This window comes from Halohasta salina (assembly GCF_024178165.1).
Lineage (GTDB): Archaea > Halobacteriota > Halobacteria > Halobacteriales > Haloferacaceae > Halohasta > Halohasta salina.
On sequence record NZ_JAMZIE010000006.1, the window covers coordinates 60,024 to 76,801 of the forward strand.

Consider the following 16,778-nt stretch of genomic DNA (forward strand, 5'->3'; position numbering starts at 1 on the left):
GAGCGCCGAGGCCACTCGATTCAGACACCCAGCGAACCCACCGACAGCAACGACACCGCCCACTGCGAGGAGCCGACGTCGACTACTGGTACCGTGCAACACACTACGTGCGGAATCCTCCGGCCTTCGAAAATGCATAATCAGCGACCGAAAGCGAGGCACCAGTATAAGTTTTCTTATAAATATAATGTCGAAATGAAGTATTGGTGCCGTAAAGACGTGCTTCGTTAGCGGCGATCCGAGAGCCATTCCGCACCGAGTTTCCGACCCAGCGCCCGCCGCTTCAGTAGGGCGAACCCGGCGAAGATCACGACGAAACCGACGACGGCGAGCGCGTCGATCGACTCGCCCAACACGAGCCACCCCGACAGCGCCGCGAAGATCGGCACCGTATAGGAGACGAGGTTGATTTCGATCGCGCCGAGTCGGTCGAGCAACGCGAAGTAGATCACGTAGCCGATCGCGCTGGCGAACACGGCGAGATAGCCGACAGTCACGACCGCCCCCGGCGTGAGGGTCACGTCGGCCAGCGATTCGGAGGGGAGCCCGAAGCTGATGGCGTGGAGCGCGACCGCGCCGAGGGCGGTCGACCACGCGACCGTGCCCTCCGCCGGCAGGTCGCTGTCGGTTCGCTGGACCAGCACGCTCCCGAGGGCGACGCTGACCGCCGCCAGCAGCACGAACCCCGGCGCGAGCAGGTCGGCCGCAAGCAGATTCGCGGGATCGGGCCGGGCGACCAGCCCGACGCCGAGAAAGCCCAACAGGAGTCCGATCGACTCGACGACTCCCAGTCGCTCGCTCGGAAGCAGGAGTCGTGAAAAGCCGGTCGCCAACACGGGGTTCATCCCGATCAGGATGGCGGCGACGCCGCTCGTCACCCCTTGTTGGCCGACGAACAGGAAGGCGTTGTAGAGGGCGATGATAAGCGCCGCGCTGACGGCGACGGTCGACCAGTCGGCCCGCGTTCGAGGCCGCCAGTAGCCCGTGGTGGCCGCAGCGTAGCCGAGCATGCCGACCGCGGTGAGATCGTAGCGAAACGCCGCGAACAGCACCGGTGGCATGAACTCCAACCCCGCCTTGATCGTCATGAACGACGTTCCCCACAGAAACGACAACAACACGAACAGTCCGGCGTTCCGGGAAGCGGGCACAGCCCATCTTTCGGGTAGGCATATTAAAAACGCGCGTCTCGGTGACCACCGCGGACCCGTCGACGTGGGTGCGACCGCGTTCCCCGACAGGGTTGGTGGTGGTGGTATCGATCGGCCGAGTTAGTCGTGTGGGTGCAACCGCTCGATGGCCTCGTGGACCGAGTCCGTCCGTCCGATGACGGTGAGATGGTCGCCGTAGTGGACCTCTTGGCTCGTCTCGGGAACCGTGTTCTCGTCGCCCCGGCTGACGAGGGCGATCATGCTCCCGTCGGGCAGCAACTCCGAGACCTCGCCGACGGTCTGGCCCACCAGTTTCTCGTCGGTGACTTCGATCTCCTGGACGTCGCCGCTGCGGCCGATCTCGGTCATCCACCGCGAGAGGGCGGGGCGTTCGATCCGGTTGTCGATGGCCCACGCCGTCGACGACGACGCCGAGACGGTGTCGACGCCCAACTCGTTGAACGCCTCGACGTTGTCGGGCTCGTTGACCCGCGAGATGACGTCGTCGGTGTCGAACTTGGAGTTGGCCAGTTGGGCGACCAACAGGTTCGTGTCGTCGTCGCCGGTCGCCGCGACGACCGTTTTCGCCCGCTCGGCACCGGCCTGCTGGAGCGTCTCGATATTGGTGCCGTCGCCGTCGCGGATGGTAAAGCCGTCGTTGCGGAGCGCTTCGGCTTCGGCCGTCCGCTCCTCGATAATAACGACGTTCTCGCCGCGCTCTTCGAGCCGTTCTGTGATCTCTCTGCCTACACGACCGCCGCCGACAACGAGTACACGCATTGGTATCACCTGTAGTTTTTCAGCTATCTGTCTGGCGAAGCCACCCTCGAAGACCACAGTCAGCAGGATGACGAGAAAGACCGTCCCCGCGAGCACGCTCGCGCCTTCAGGGTTCGATGGGGGTTCGGGGGTCTGCAGCTGGATGGCGAACAGCGTCGCAACGCTGGCGGGAATGATCCCGCGGGGGCCGACGAAGCTCATAAACAGTTTCTCGTTCCGCTTGAACCGCTCGCCGGTCGTCGACACGAACACGAGCAGCGGCCGCACGAACAGCGCGACCGCCGCGACAACCGCGAGCCCGCCGAGGCCGAGCGACAACAGCGTCTCGAACTCGATCAGCGCCGCCAGTGCGATGAAGACGAACGACAGCACGATGATCGTCACGTCGCCTTTGAACTCCTCGATGGTCTCCTCGTAGGGCAGGTCGGCGTTGCCGAGGACGATCCCGGCGGTCGCCACCGCGGCCACGCCGGATTCGGAGGCGAGCGTGTCCGCGAGGCTGAACGCGAGGATCGCTCCCGCCAGCGTCATCAGCCGGGCGTTCTGTGGCGTCCAGCCGGTCGACAGCTCCGCGCGCACGAAGAGGAACCACAGGACGCCAGCCGTCACCAGCCCGAAGAAGACGCCGATGCTCAGTCGCTGGATGAACTCGGTGAGATAGGACGCCGGCGTGGTTTCCTGTGCCGACAGGAGTTTGAAGATGACGACCGCGAGGATCGCCGCGGTCACGTCGTTGACGATCCCCTCGGTTTCGAGGGCGGCAGCGACGCGATCCCTGACCGGGACCACCGCGAGGATCGGTGTGATCACCGTCGGACCGGTCGCGATCAGGAGCGCGCCGATCAGTGCCGCGATCGCCCACTCCGTCCCGAGAAAGTAGCGGGCTGCGAGGGTCGTCCCGACGAAGGAGATCACGGCCCCGACCGTAATCAGCCGCAACGCCGCCGAGGGGGCCTCCCGTAGTTTGTCGACCTTGAGGTGGAACGAACCCTCGAAGACGATGATCGCGACGCTGATGCCGACGATGGTCGTCAGCGACTCGCCGAAGACCTCGGTCGTGACAAGCGCCATCCCTTTGGGGCCGACGGCGACACCCGCGATGATCAGAAACAGCACGCTCGGCACACGGTACCGGTCGGCGAGCACCTGTGCGGTCACACCGAGTGCGAGGATGATCGCAACGACGACGAGCGTATCGGGGCCTTGTCCAACCACACACCTTGGTATTCAACCAGTTCATAAATGAGTGGCGAGAGTTGCGTCGGCCGGGGTCCAGCGATCTCGAACATACAAGGCACGTGCGGCCCTCGGTAGTGTATGCCACCTCGGGACACCGACGAACCGGCCGATCGGTCACGCGACGGCCACCATCGACCGGGCGGTCAGACCGCCAGCCCGGCGGCGGTCGACGTCGAGGGCCTCGAACTCGTCTACGGCGACGGAACGACCGCCGTCGACGGCGTCGAGTTGCGCGTTCCGAACGGCGAGTGTTTCGGGTTTCTGGGTCCGAACGGCGCGGGCAAAACGACGACGATCAAGGTGCTGGCGACGCTGCTGTCGCCGACCAGCGGCAGCGTTCGCGTCAACGGCTTCGATGTGACAACCGAATCGAGGGCTATCCGCGAGACCATCGGCTACATGGCCCAAGAGACGAGCATCGACCCGGAACTCACCGCCGCCGAAAACATCCGATTTGCCTGTGAGGCCTACGGCGTCCCGCGGGGCGAGCGCGACGAGCGTGTCGACGAACTACTCGATCTGGTCGAACTCGGCGATGTCGCCGACAAGCGGGCCGAGGAGTTCTCCGGCGGGATGAAAAAGCGACTCGACGCGGCGACCGCCTTGGTCCATCGCCCGCCGCTGGTGTTCCTCGACGAACCGACTACGGGGCTCGATCCGAAGGCCCGAAACCGCCTGTGGGAGTACTTCCGGCAGATCAACGACCGCGGAACGACGATCTTCCTGACGACCCAGTATCTCGAAGAGGCCGACCAGCTCTGTGACCGGCTGGCGGTCATCCTCGATGGCCGGATCGTCGCCGACGGCAGTCCAAGCGATTTGAAGCGCCGCGTCGGCGGTGACGTCCTCGACATCGATATCGAGGGCGACGCCGCCGCCCGGAGCCGTGCCGCGACGATCGCTCGCGAGTTCGCGGCGTTCGATGCGGCGATGGTCGACGAGACCGATACGGGGATCACCGTCACCGCCGAGTCCGTCCGCCAACACGGGACGGATCTGCTGGTCGCCCTTCGCGATGGGGGGCTGACCGTCGTCGGCTTCAACATCCGTGCGCCGACGCTCGACGACGTGTTTCTCGCCATTACCGACGGGACCGCTACCGACGACGGGACCGACGCAGATCGACCGGTTCCCCGTCCGGAGGGGGGTTCGCAATGAGCACCGACGTCGACGACGGCGGGGCGGCGGTCGATCGGCCCGTCCAACGCACCGCCAACAGCTTTCTCGGTGACGTCTGGGTGAACTTCAAACGCTGGAACCTCAAGGCGGTGCGGAACCCCTTCGTGCTCGTCGTCTCGCTGGTCCAGCCGATCATCTTTCTGGTCCTCTTTACCGAGGTGTTCGGCACCGTCGCGGGGTCGGCCGTCAATCGGGGGATTCCGGGCATCAACTACGAGACGTATCTCGTCCCGGCGATCGCGATTCAGGTTGCCCTCGCGGCAGCGATTACCTCGGGTGTCGGGCTGGTCAACGACATCGAGAACGGGATGTTCGAGAAAGTCCTCGTCACGCCGATGAACCGCACCGCGGTGTTCGTCGGCAAGACCGCCGCCGAGGTGTTCCGCATCGCCGTCCAGATCGCCATCATCCTCGGCCTCGGGGTCGTCCTCGGCGCCGAGGTCGTCACTGGGGTCGTGGGCGCAGTCGGCATCGTCGTCGTCGGCATCCTGTTTTCGCTGTGGTTCGTCGCCTTTTCGAACTCGCTGGCGGTCCTCACCCGCGATCAGGAGTCGACCATCATCGGCGCGAACCTGCTGCAGTTTCCCCTGCTGTTTTTGTCGAGTGCGTTCCTCCCGCTGTCGGCGCTGCCGGAGTGGATCCGGACGGTCGCCCGCCTGAACCCCGTCACCTACGGCGTCGACGCCGCCCGCTCGCTCATGATCGGGCAGGACGTGATGACCGTCATCGAGGTGTCGTGGTTCGGCGGCACCCTCGACGGCGTGGTGCCGGGGGTTGCCGTCCTCGTCGGGCTGGATCTGGCGCTGGGGGCCGTCGCGGTCTACTTGCTCTCGCGGGCGTCGAGTTCCGACGTGAAGTGACACCGTCTCGACGAGGAGTTTTCAGGCAGGCCACCAATAGGCATCCCAATGGTAGATCTCTTCGTCTCGACGGGTCGACTCGGTGTAGCGCTTTTGCTCGTCGGTTTGAACGGCTTTTTCGTCGCCGCGGAGTTCGCCTACGTCCGGATCCGCGCGTCGACCGTCGAAACGCTGGTCGAGGAGGGGAAACCCGGCGCGGACCTACTGGATGCGGCCCTCGATAACCTCGACGACTACCTCGCGGTTACCCAACTCGGCATCACGATCTCCTCGCTCGGACTGGGGTGGATCGGCGAGCCGGCGGTCGCAACGCTGATCGAGCCCGTCTTGGCGCCGTTCGTCGGCCCCGAGTTGATCCACCTCATCGCCTTCGGGCTCGGATTCAGCCTGATCACGTTCCTCCACGTCGTCTTCGGCGAACTCGCCCCGAAGACGATCGCCATCGCGCAGGCCGAGCGGGTCTCACTGCTGGTCGCCGCGCCGATGCAGTTCTTCTACTACGTGTTCCGGCCGGGCATCTACGTCTTCAACGGGACGGCCAACTACTTCACCCGGCTGATCGGCATCCCGCCGGCCTCCGAGACCGACGAGACGCTGACCGAAGAGGAGATCCTGACGGTCCTCTCCCGGTCGGGCACCGAGGGCCACATCGACAGCGAGGAGGTCGAGATGATCGAGCAGATCTTCGATCTCGACGACCTCTCTGTGAGGGAGGTCATGATCCCCCGCCCCGACGTGGCCAGCGTTCCGGCCGACGCCTCGCTGGCCGAGCTTCGGTCGACGGTCATCGCGGAGGGCCACACCCGGTATCCGGTCGTCGAGGCCGACGAACCCGATCAGGTCGTCGGCTTCGTCGACGTCAAGGACGTGCTTCGGGCCGAGGCGTTCGATCCCGAGCGCGCGGCGTCGATCACGGCGGGCGATCTCGCCCGCGAGATCCAGATCATCCCCGAGACCGGCCAACTCACGGACCTGTTGGCGGGGTTCCAGCGTGAGCAACGACAGATGGCGGCCATCATCGACGAGTGGGGGGCGTTCGAGGGCATCGTCACGGTCGAGGACGTGATCGAGGTCGTCCTCGGGGATCTCCGGGACGATTTCGACACGCCCGGCGACGAGCCGTCGATCAGCCAGCGGGAGGACGGCAGCTATGTCGCCGACGGCGGACTGACGATCTCGTCGGTCAACGAGACTCTCGGGACGAGCTTCGAGACCACGGAGTTCGGCACCATCGGCGGGCTCGTCCTCGACGAACTGGGCCGGGCTCCCGAGGTCGGCGATAGGGTCGACGCCGGCGGCTACCGGCTCGCCGTCGAAGCCGTCGACGGCACGCGGATCACCACCGTCGGGATCGACACGCTTGAGGGGTCGACCGCCGAGGCGGGCGGCGACACCGAGGACAAACCGGCTGACGCGGACGATGCTGCCGACGATGGAGCCGCTTAGCGGCGGCGACGGTGGCCGACCACAGAGGTAAACCGATGGTCGACCAACTGTGGGGTATGTACGACCGGATTCTCGTCCCCGTCGACGGCAGCGACCCCGCAACTGTGGCGCTGGATCACGCGTTGGCTATCGCCGCCTCCCACGACGCGACCGTAGACGTACTCCACGTCGCGGATACGAACGTCCCCAGCCAGACCCGGATCGGAACCGACGTGATCGACGCGCTGGTCGAAGAGGGTGCCCAAATCGTTGCAGACGCACGCGAGCGGGGCGAGCCACTGGACGTCATCACACACGGCGAGGTGGTACAGGGCGAACCCACGGAAGCCATCGTTGGCTACGCGGAGGACAACGACCACGATCTGATCGTCATGGGGAGCCGCGGCCAGCGGAACCTCAACGAGTACGTCCTCGGCAGCACCACCGACCGGGTCGTCAACCGAACCGAGAGGCCGGTCCTCACGGTCCGGGATGTCGACGCCGCCACCGACTACCCCTACGAGACGATTCTGGTCCCGACCGACGGCAGCCAGCAAGCGACCGAGGCCGTCGCGTTGGCCGGTGAGATCGCTGCCACCCACGGCGCGGTACTCCATCTGTTGGTGGTCATCAACGAGACCCCCATCGGGATCGACGCCGAATCGGCGGCCGCCGAGGTCGACGCCGGAGACAACCCGACCATTCAGTCGGCCCTCGACCACGTCGACGCCGACGTCGATGTCACCACTGCGATCCGGTTCGGTTCGATCCGCGGCGAGATCACCGACTACGCGGGCGAGGTGGGCGCCGACTGCATCGTTATGGGCACCCACGGCCGACAGGGATTCGATCAGCGCCTACTGGGCAGCACGACCGAACGCGTCCTGCGGACGACGCCGATCCCCGTGTTGACGATCGGCGGAAAACGACAGTAATCGGTCGCTATCGTACGGCAACCAGTTTCTACTCACACGGTAGCCAATTCTTACTCGTACTCCCAGAGCCGGTCGACCCGGTCTGCGACCGCGGGGTGGGCTGTTCGGAGCGCCTCCTGGTCGATTTCGCCGTTGACGTTGATCACGTGGACCTCGCCGCGGTCGCCGCCGTAGACGTCCTGAAAGTCGTAGACGACGCCGATACAGTCGACCTCGTCGGGCACGTCACCGCTCTCACGGAGGAACTGGATCTGTCGGTCGACGTTGTACTCGACGAGTCGGTTGATCGCCCCGGCGCGACCCACGTCATCGGGCAGCAATTCCAGTGCGGGTGCCAATCGGGGTTTCAGGAGATCCAGACAGTGCGCGATCCCGGCCGGTTCGTCGAGCCCCGTCATCAGGTCGTCGTAGGTGGCGGTGACGGCCCCACAGCCGGTGTGGCCCATGACGATGGCCGTTTCCGTCCCCGTGTGAGCGATCGGATACAGCACGTCACCGGAGACCACATCGCCGGCCGGCGTGCGCTGGACGACGCGGTTGCCGATGTTGCCGCAGGTAAAGAGGTGGCCCGGCTGGTCGTTGCCCCATGCGTGGTCCTGCAGCACCCGGGAGTCCGAACAGCAGACCGTCACCGCATCCGGATGCTGCGCGTCCTGTACGTCGTCGAACCGCGCCTCGAACTCCCGGCTATGGTCGGCGTTCCGAGCCAGGAGGTCGACGACCGTCTCATTCATACGTTCGCAACGAAGGGGTCCAATAAATCAGTTCACTCTCGTCGCTGGGGTCGGCTTCGAACCGGTTGTGTACGGGTCGATCGCCGGCCTTCGGCGGCTCGACCGCCGGCGAGGGCGAGTTAGGCGTCGACTAACCGCGCTCTCTCACCGCTGGAGCCAGTCGAGCCACTCGCCGTGGCCGTGGAACCGGGCCAGCAACTCGCCGCTGTGGACGCCATCCTCGTATCGGTAGAGCGTGATCGTCGGCGAGGCGATCTCCATCGCCCACTCGCAGGACAGCCAGTAGAGATCGCGCTGGCGGCCGAGTTTCGAAACGAGATCGTACAGGTCGGCCCGCTGAGCGTCCGAAAGCTGGTAGAGCACGTAGCTGTTGTAGAGACAGACCGGCTGGTCGACCGGAACCCGGTCGACGACCTCGTCGAGGAGTGCACACACGTCGCCCTCGTAGATCGTCGGTGGCTCCTCGGCAGCGATTTCGGCGGCGTGCCGGACGTTCGCCCGTCGTTCGTCGTGTTCGGGCCAGATCAACGCGTCGAGCCACTGCCTGTCGGCGTCGTCGGTCACGTCGAGGGGGTGGAGGTCGACGCCGCGCCGTGAGCCGACCGGCGGCATCGCCTCGGGGAGCGGTGGCTCGATCCGGCCCCGCAGTTCGCACTCGATTTCGACCGGAGACGCCGCGTCGCCGACCGCCCGGTCGTCGTAGCGGTAGCCGTACCGATCCCACAGGAGATTGAGCCCGGCGCTCGATCCGATCTCGATGAGACCGAGCGGCGCGCGGTCGACCGCCCGTGAGACGTACTCGAAGGCCGGGAGCAGGCAGGCGCTTCGACGGACCGTGTTGGTCTGGACCCGACGCGTCGACAGCAGGTCCCGAATCTCGCGGTTGTGTGTTCGACAGAACGCTTTGAACGCCGCGAAGGTGGTGTCGTCGACCGGCTTCGTCTCCCCGTCGACGCTGGGGTAGAACGCCGCGAGGCGGTGGTTCGGATCGTCAAACAGGAGAGACTGCACCGCCGCCAATAGGGCCATCGGTGGCGGTTGTTCCTCGCGCGTCGCGGCGGCCAACTGGCGGAGTTCGGGGTCGTCGGCGATCGCCAGCGACAGGTGTTCGTACAGCGGCGAGGGGCTGCCGACACGTCCGCTACAGTCCTCTCGGGCGAACCGACGGAACTCGGCGGCGAGATCTTCCGTCATGCCCGTCGACCACACGGTCCGCGTATTAATGGCTCGGTGACAGGACGCTACTGACTGTCGGTATCGGCCGCGTGGTAATCGTCGACACACGGGCCTCCAACACTCGCGGCATAGGGACAGCCCTCACAGGTCTCGGGGTCGGGCCGGGCTTCGAGTCCCGACGCAGTCGTGAGCGGGACCGCCTCGCTGGCGGCGCCGACCACTCGGTCGACCCACTCGGTGTCGAGGTCGGCGGTGACGTCGACCGGCGAGACCACCGGCTCGGTGGTGGGGTCGAGATAGCCGACCGTCGCCGTCTCGACATCGATCCCGAACTGGCGGTCCAGCAGCCACGCGTACACCGACAACTGCCGGACGTGTTCGGTAGCCGCACCGTCGGTCGGTCGGCGGCCGGTCTTCCAGTCGACGAGGTGCCACCCGCCGCCGACCCGGTACAGCAGGTCGACCGTCCCCGTAACGCGGAGTGATCGTCCCGCGGTCGACACGAGCGACGCGAGTTCGTACTCGGTGACGCAGTTGGCTCCCGTCGACTGACACTGCTCGCCGATCCGGGAGGCGTCGACGGCCGACCAAACCCGGCGTAGGGGCTCTCTAACGCCGGTAGCCTGTGCCTTCTCGTGGGACTCGGCGCGGTCGGAGCCCGCGAGGCGAAGTTCGAGCAGTCGGTGGACGACATCACCCCACTCGGCGGCCGAAAGCCCGCCCGGCGTGTGTGTGGGCCGGGTAGTGTCTGCGGCGGGGTGGGTCGGCTGCTCGGTCACGCCGCCGCGTTCGACGCCCTGTACGTGGCGGTACTGGAACCGCCGCGGGCAGTCGGCCAGATCGGCCAGCGAGGACGCCGAGACGACCGCGGGCCGGTACGGCGGGTACCCGGCCCCGTCGCTGCCCTCGCGTAGCCGCGCCAGTTCGTCGCCGAGGTCGACGCCGTCGGTCGACTCCGGCGACTTGGACGGGAGTTCGTCGACGCCGACAGACACCAGCCGTGAGATCGTGTTCCCGCTTTCGGCACGCCACGAGAACTCCCGGCTGAGCGTGTTGCCAGTGAGGGCGTCCCAGCCGGCTGAGGGTTCGAGCGTCTCGTTGAATCCCGCGAGCCACGTTGACCACCGGGCACCGTCGTAGTAGTCGCTGGTCTCGTCGAGCGAGCCGAGCCCGAGAAAGACGTGGTTTTCGGCCCGTGTAAAGGCGACGTAGGCCAGTCGCCAGAACTCCGCCTCGCGGGCTTCGAGGTGGGCGTTCAGCGGGTTGGGATACCGGAGTTCGCCGGTGTCGGTCCGGGCGTCCGACAGCCAGATCGGGCCGGTCGCCTCGGGATAGTCGGTCGTCTCGAAGTCGTCGTTGAACCACACCGGCTGCTCGCGGTCGGTGTCGGGCGTCGGGAACGCGACGCCCGCCGGGCTCGGCGGATCGCCGGGACGCGGCCGCAGGGCGAAGCCCTGTCGACGGCTCGCAAGCAGGCGGTCGTGTTGGAGCCGGGGAAACGTCGACTGTTTCGGCAGGTCACAGAGGAAGACGATGGGGTACTCCTGTCCTTTGGCGCGGTGGACCGTCGTCAGCGTGACCGCATCGCCACGTTCGCCGTCGCTGACCTCGGCGGTCGGGAACTGCGGGTCCGAGCTGTCGGTTGTCGCCCGGAGCCGCCGGAGCCGCCGGAGGAACTCCCGGTAGGATAGCAGTTCGTCGACCTCCCAGTCGTCGACCACCTCGACGAACCGCCAGACGTTGCCGTACCGCCGGAGGCCGTCGCTGTCACTCAACAGCACCGCATCGAGCCCCGAGTGTTGAAGTAGCCGATGGATCAGTGCCGTCTTCGACCCCTCGCGCATCCACCGCAAGTCGTCGCGGAGCGACAGCAAGCGGGCGAGCCGCTGGCGGTCGTCGTCCGGAAGCGAGTCGGGCCAGTCGTCGACCAGCGCCTCGGCGTCGGCGTCGGCGGCCGCAAGGGCTCGAATCGTCACGTCGGAGACCGCGACCAGCGGCGACCGGAGCAGCCGGTAGAGGTCGGCCTCGGCGTAGGGGGTGGCGAGCCACGAGCAGACGTCGACCAGTAACTCGATCTCGGGTTGGGCGAACAGGTCGCCGGTCGCCGCCGCCTCCGCGGGGATGCCGTAGTCCTCGCGGAGCACGGCGGCGTACCGCTGGATGCTCCGCCCGGAGCGGAACAGCAGGGTGATATCGCCGGGGGTCGGCCGGCGGCGGCCGCCCTCCCCGTCGGGGACGGTCACCGGCGGCTCGCTGGTGGGGTCGGTGATCGCCGCGATCGTCCCGCCGATCCGGTCGGCCTCGGCGGCCGCCCAGTCGGCGGCGGCGATGTACTCGGTCAGGTCGTCATCGCTTGCGGCGTCGACGTCGAGCACGTGCAGGTGGGATTCGTCGTCGCTGTCGCCGTCGAGCTCCGTGTCGGCCGCCGAGTCGTCGTCCCACGGCGAGCCATGTGGTTCGACCGGGACGTACGAGGGCGCGTGGTCGCCGACGGCGCCGCGGCCCTCGTCCTCCAGCAGGCGCTGAAACACGTGGTTGGCGGCCGCGGCGATGTCGGGATGGTGGCGGAAGACGGTCGACAGCGCGTGGTACCGCACGTCGTCGACGCCGAGATGCGGAATCGGGGCCGGATCGGGGGCCGCGGCCTTGGTGGTCTCGATAATGTCGGCGAACAGCGCCGGATCGGCCGACCGCCACTCGTAGATCGCCTGCTTGCTGTCACCGATCAACAGCAGGTTCGTCGCGTCGCCGGATTCGTCGCCGCCCTCGGGGTCGACCAGCCGCCGAAGCACCGAACACTGGACGGCGCTTGTGTCCTGAAACTCGTCGACGAAGACGTGGTCGAACCGCTCGCCCAGCGTCCGCCGAAACGGGTCGGTCGGCTCGCAGGCGTCGAGATAGCAGTCGAGCAGGTGGGCCACGTCGACGAAGGTGAACTGGCCGGCCCGCCGGGTGCGCTCGTCGTAGGCCTCCTCGTAGGCGGCCAACAGCGTGGCGAAGGCGTCGATGGCCTCGGCGGTGGCGAAGTAGGTCTCTCGGACGTGATCCAGTAGCTGCTGGGCGTCGGCGTCGTCATCGTACTCCACGCTCGCATCCTCGTCGACGACCGCTCGTAGGAGGGCGGTGATCTCGTCGACCGTCTCGGGCGGCACCGAGTCGGGGCCCGCCTCGGGGGACCACCCCTCGAACCACCGCTCGCCGTCGCCGCCGTGGCCCACGGCGAGACTCTCCCGGAGGGAGTCGGCGGCCTCGGTCGGCGTGATCCCGAACTCCCGGCACTTCTGTTGGGCGGTCGACAACATCCCGTCGACCGAATCAGGCGGATAGTCGCGCCAGTCCTCGCGTGGGTAGGCCTCCGAGAGCGTCCGGAACTCGCTGCGGTGCTCCTCGCGGAGGGTATCGAACACCGACTCGCGGAGCTCCTCCAGTTCGAGCCGGTCGTCGACGTCGAAATCCGGCGGGACACCGACCTCGACGGCGATCTCCCGGAGGAGGTCGCCGAACACCGCATCCAGCGTCTCGATGGTACTGTCGGTTTCGAGCCACCGGAAGACCGCCCGTGGGAGTTCGCCGCCGTTGTCGGCGTGGTGGCGAAGCACCTCCCCCAGCCGGGTTTTCAGTTCGGCGGCAGCATCCCGACCGAACGTGGTGACGAGCATCCCCGAAAGCGGGTTGGACGTCTCGCTGGCCTCTCGCACGACCGCCTCGGCGACCGTCGTCACGAGCGCCGACGTCTTGCCGGTGCCCGCCGAGGCGTCGACGACCACCCGGCCGGTGCCGTCGAAGTAGCTCGCCAACACTGCCCGCTGGTCGTCGACCGGCGGGTAAGGTGGCTCGTCGCTGTCGCCGAACTGGAGCCGAAGATCGAGGTCGGTGCCGCCATCGCTGGCGGTCGACCGACCCTCTCGGCTCATTGGCCACCCCGCTGGTGGGCCGCAGGCACGCCACAGAGCGCACGGTAGTCACAGCCCCGACAGCCGCCGTCGTCGACGAACGACTCCGAGACACGGTAGGTGATCGGTTCGTCGACGGCAGCCATCGAGTCGAGCCGGCTTGCAGTCCGCTTGTGCCACGTCGTATACCGGTCCTGCCACGCCGCACGGCCGAGCCGCGAGAGGTTCGCGTCCTGTCGAATTCGGTCGGGAATCGGGTTCAGATCGTCGACGAAGAACCCCTGCCGGCCGACCGCCGAACTGGAGGGGTCACAGACGACCGTCCCACCGAACTCCGACGTTGTCTCGGCGCCGAGCAGAAGCCGGTGGTCGACGGTTCCCGTTTGGCTCGGCTCTAGGGACTCCCTAACCAGCCGTTCGGCGACTCCAGTACCCCCGGTGTACCAGACCGGGATGGTCATTTCGTACGTCGGGATGGTGTCGACCCGATGGCCGGGGACCCGAACCTCGTGGCCGTCGATGTTCACCGTCGACGCCGGTTGCCAGCGCCACTCGCGGTCGACGCCGGCGGCCAGTTCCTGTTCGACGGCCCGATACTCCCCGAGCAGCGGCTGCATCAGGCTTCGGTCGAGGCCATCCCGCTCGATCCACGCGACCAACTGGTCGCGGAACGCCCCGATACTGTCGTACCCCCCGAGCGTCGCCTGCCGGTCGGCGAGTCGGTCGGTCGACGTGAGCAGCCGGCGCAGCCCCGCGGTAAACTCCGGAGAGGGGTATCGGCCACCGATCGGTGCGGGGAGATCGGTCGACCGATCACGCTCGGTGTCACCGCCGCGTACGTACCGGTGGAAGTAGTATTTGAGCTGGCAGTTGGCGTACAGATCGAGTTCGTGGAGCCGGATCGGCGACCCGGCGTGGTCGGCCAGCGATCGGTCACCGACCGCCGGGTCGTCGGGGTCGACCGTGGTCGACCACAGGTCCACGCCGCGGTACCGTTGCCGGCGTGGCTCGATCTCCCGTTCGTAGGCCTCGCCGTCGGCCCGCGACAACAGTTCGGCGATCGCTTCGGCGTCGGTCAGTCCGGCCGTCGAGCGACCGGTTTTCCCCGACTCGACGCCGTCGGGGAACGTCGCCGCCAGCAGTCGCAGCCGGTCCCGTGGGGTCGACGTTCGGCTGGCGGCTGTCGGATCGTCGCCGCTCGCCGTCGGGAGCCACTCGTCCATCCCGATCTGGTCGACCTCGGCGTCGTTGCCGGCGATGTAGGCGTCGACGAACCCCGACCACGCCACCGGTTCGCCCTCCGTGGTTCGGTACTGTCGGTAACAGCCGAGGCCCCCGCTGGCCGCGTCGACCGCCGCCCGAAACTCCTCGGCGTCGCCCGCGAACTGGCTATGGCCGGTCGGCGCGTGGAGGTAGGCTGCGGGCCCGCCGCTGGCCGCCGCGGCTGTCTCCCGCACTGCGGTATAAAAATCCTCGTGGAAGAAACTCGGCGGGCTCCGCTCGGCGGGGAACTCCCCGGCGGCCAATCCGATGACGAAGACGTAGTCGGCCTCCAGATAGTGTGCGTTGGCGGCGTTGACGATCCGCACCGCGTTGCCGTCGGCATCCCGGGGCCAGTAGGAGGCCCCACCGCAGACGTTCCGCACCCCCTCGGCGGCCAGCCCCCATCCCGGCGCGCCGAGGTCGGTCTCGACCGCGCGGTCGACGTAGCTCCCCGCCCGGTCGGCCTCGCCCCGGAGTCGGTCGACGACGCGGGCGTCGTGTTCGGTCCCGAGGGCGGTCCGCCGGGCGTCGATGCCGGGGCCGGTCGGCTGTCGAACACCGCGGCCGGCGTGGGCTGCGAGGTGGGCATCGAGCAGCGACTCGATCAGCGCGGCGACATCGGTCCCCGATTCGGGCGGCCCCTCGGCGGTGGCCTCGATCCAGTCGACGAACGCGACAAGCGCGGGCGACTCGTCGGGCGCTATCGCCGCCCGCCAGTCGGCGACCGGCTCCCCCTCGTCGTCGCTGACGGCTTCGAGTCGGCGCTCGATGTCGGCGACCGTCTCGCCGTCGACGGGCCACTCGTCCGGCTGGTCGGGCCACTCGCCCGGCTGGTCGGGCGGGCAGAACCCAAGCCGGAGCGGGTCGACGAGGTCGTCGGCCGTCACGGATTTGCCCTCGTCGGTGGCCGCCAGCAGGTCGAACACCGCCCGCAGATACCGGTAAGGAACCGTCTGCATCAGGGGTTTGCGGGCCTCGATGTAGGTCGGGATCCCGTGGCTCGTGAACACGTCGGCGATCCGGCTCCGGTAGGGAATCACGTCCTTGGCGGCGACGACGATTTCGCCGGGAGTCGTCGCTGCTTTCGATTCGTCTCCGCCGTCGACCATTCCCGTCAACTCCCGAATCCGTCCGGCGACGTGATCGAGTTCCCGCCGGCCGTCGGGTGCTTCGACGAACTCGACGGTCGGCAGCGAGTCCGGTGGCTCGCCCGCCACAGTGGCCATCAGTCTCGCGGTGTGAGGTCGGTCGCCGGTGTCGCTTTCGTCCAGTTCGGGATCGAGACTCGTCGAGGCTAGTCGGTCGTAGAGCGTCGGTCCCGCACCCGCTTTGCTGCCGAACACGTAGATATCGGGGCCCTCCTCGAGCGTAGCGAGCGCCTCGAACAGCCGGAGCGTCGGGTTGTCGAGCACCGAAACCGTATCGAGGGCGACCCACTCGACGTCGGGGTAGCAGGCTGTCCACTCGGTGGCCAGTACCTCACGGGCCGCGGCCACGAGGTGGCTTCGGGAGAGGTACGTCGACTCGGGGAGGCTGTCGGTTCGCGCTTGGAGGGCGGTATGGAGTTGGTCGAACGCGGTGAGGGCCTGCCGGGAGCGCCTTCCGGCGTAGGGGTCGCTCGCGGCGAGTTCGTCGGCCACGCCGACGGCTGCCGCGTGATCACCGCCGGCGTCGGTCAGCCGGAAGTAGCGGTCGAGTTCGTGCCACAGCGTGTCCCGAAGCGCCGGTCGACCCGCCCAGTCGAACCTCGACAGGAGGTCGGCGACCGCATCCAGCGATCCGGAGTCGGGGGCGCTGGTAATGACGTCGACCACCAGCGCCTCGCCGAGCGGTTGGTCGATGATCTCGACGCGCTCCGGCGTATCGCTTTGGCGGCGATGGTGCGATTCGAGGAGGGTCCGCGCCGTGTCTTCGATCGTCGAGATGCCGATCCCTGCGGTGGGGACCTCTCGCCGGGCGAGTTCGGCTTCGAGGTTGCCGCCGACGATGCCACCGGCGACCAGACAGTGCCCCGTCTGTGGGTCGGTGGGGCCGACATCGCGGTCGACTCGCCCGTCGAGAAACGACAGCAGTGAACCGTAGGAAACCGTAACAGACACAATAGCCTACGTGACGGGCGGCGGCCCCATAAATCGTGTCGACG

General features: G+C 67.4%; 10 protein-coding genes. 4 read left to right on the forward strand and 6 right to left on the reverse strand.

Annotated features, from left to right (window positions below):
- Nucleotides 1–227: 227 nt before the first annotated feature.
- Nucleotides 228–1,151 carry a DMT family transporter gene (locus tag NKJ34_RS12525; RefSeq protein WP_253738646.1) on the reverse strand — a complete coding sequence of 308 codons (924 nt, stop codon included), beginning with the start codon at nucleotides 1,149–1,151 and terminating at the stop codon, nucleotides 228–230.
- Nucleotides 1,152–1,271: 120 nt separating this feature from the next.
- A complete protein-coding gene (locus NKJ34_RS12530) occupies nucleotides 1,272–3,146 on the reverse strand; it encodes a cation:proton antiporter domain-containing protein (protein WP_253738647.1) in 1,875 nt (624 codons plus the stop codon).
- Between the two features lie 102 nt (nucleotides 3,147–3,248).
- Here NKJ34_RS12530 and NKJ34_RS12535 point away from each other — a divergent pair, with 102 nt between their 5' ends.
- The 4 genes from NKJ34_RS12535 to NKJ34_RS12550 are packed head-to-tail and all read left to right on the forward strand — an operon-like array spanning nucleotide 3,249 to nucleotide 7,569.
- On the forward strand, nucleotides 3,249–4,328 hold the full coding sequence (locus tag NKJ34_RS12535) for an ABC transporter ATP-binding protein (RefSeq protein ID WP_253738648.1): 1,080 nt from the start codon (nucleotides 3,249–3,251) through the stop codon (nucleotides 4,326–4,328).
- The gene (locus NKJ34_RS12540) at nucleotides 4,325–5,209 is read left to right on the forward strand and encodes an ABC transporter permease (RefSeq protein ID WP_253738649.1); all 885 of its coding nucleotides are present in this window, start codon (nucleotides 4,325–4,327) and stop codon (nucleotides 5,207–5,209) included. Before NKJ34_RS12535 ends, NKJ34_RS12540 begins: the two co-directional genes overlap by 4 nt.
- 48 nt (nucleotides 5,210–5,257) lie before the next feature.
- Nucleotides 5,258–6,655 carry a hemolysin family protein gene (locus tag NKJ34_RS12545; protein ID WP_253738650.1) on the forward strand — a complete coding sequence of 466 codons (1,398 nt, stop codon included), beginning with the start codon at nucleotides 5,258–5,260 and terminating at the stop codon, nucleotides 6,653–6,655.
- A 56-nt stretch (nucleotides 6,656–6,711) separates the two neighbouring features.
- Complete coding sequence (locus NKJ34_RS12550; protein ID WP_253738651.1) at nucleotides 6,712–7,569, forward strand: universal stress protein; 858 nt, start codon at nucleotides 6,712–6,714, stop codon at nucleotides 7,567–7,569.
- 50 nt (nucleotides 7,570–7,619) lie between these two features.
- Here the strand turns inward: NKJ34_RS12550 and NKJ34_RS12555 are convergent, their stop codons facing one another.
- From NKJ34_RS12555 to NKJ34_RS12570, 4 genes are all read right to left on the reverse strand, one after another.
- Entirely contained in the window at nucleotides 7,620–8,303 is a 684-nt protein-coding gene (locus NKJ34_RS12555; RefSeq protein ID WP_253738652.1) for a carbonic anhydrase, read from the reverse strand.
- Between the two features lie 144 nt (nucleotides 8,304–8,447).
- Nucleotides 8,448–9,497 carry a DUF2332 domain-containing protein gene (locus tag NKJ34_RS12560; protein ID WP_253738653.1) on the reverse strand — a complete coding sequence of 350 codons (1,050 nt, stop codon included), beginning with the start codon at nucleotides 9,495–9,497 and terminating at the stop codon, nucleotides 8,448–8,450.
- A 47-nt stretch (nucleotides 9,498–9,544) separates the two neighbouring features.
- Nucleotides 9,545–13,393 (reverse strand): UvrD-helicase domain-containing protein, encoded by a 3,849-nt coding sequence (locus NKJ34_RS12565; protein ID WP_253738654.1) that lies wholly within the window; start codon nucleotides 13,391–13,393, stop codon nucleotides 9,545–9,547.
- The gene (locus tag NKJ34_RS12570; protein ID WP_253738655.1) at nucleotides 13,390–16,734 is read right to left on the reverse strand and encodes a hypothetical protein; all 3,345 of its coding nucleotides are present in this window, start codon (nucleotides 16,732–16,734) and stop codon (nucleotides 13,390–13,392) included. Before NKJ34_RS12570 ends, NKJ34_RS12565 begins: the two co-directional genes overlap by 4 nt.
- Nucleotides 16,735–16,778: the final 44 nt, after the last annotated feature.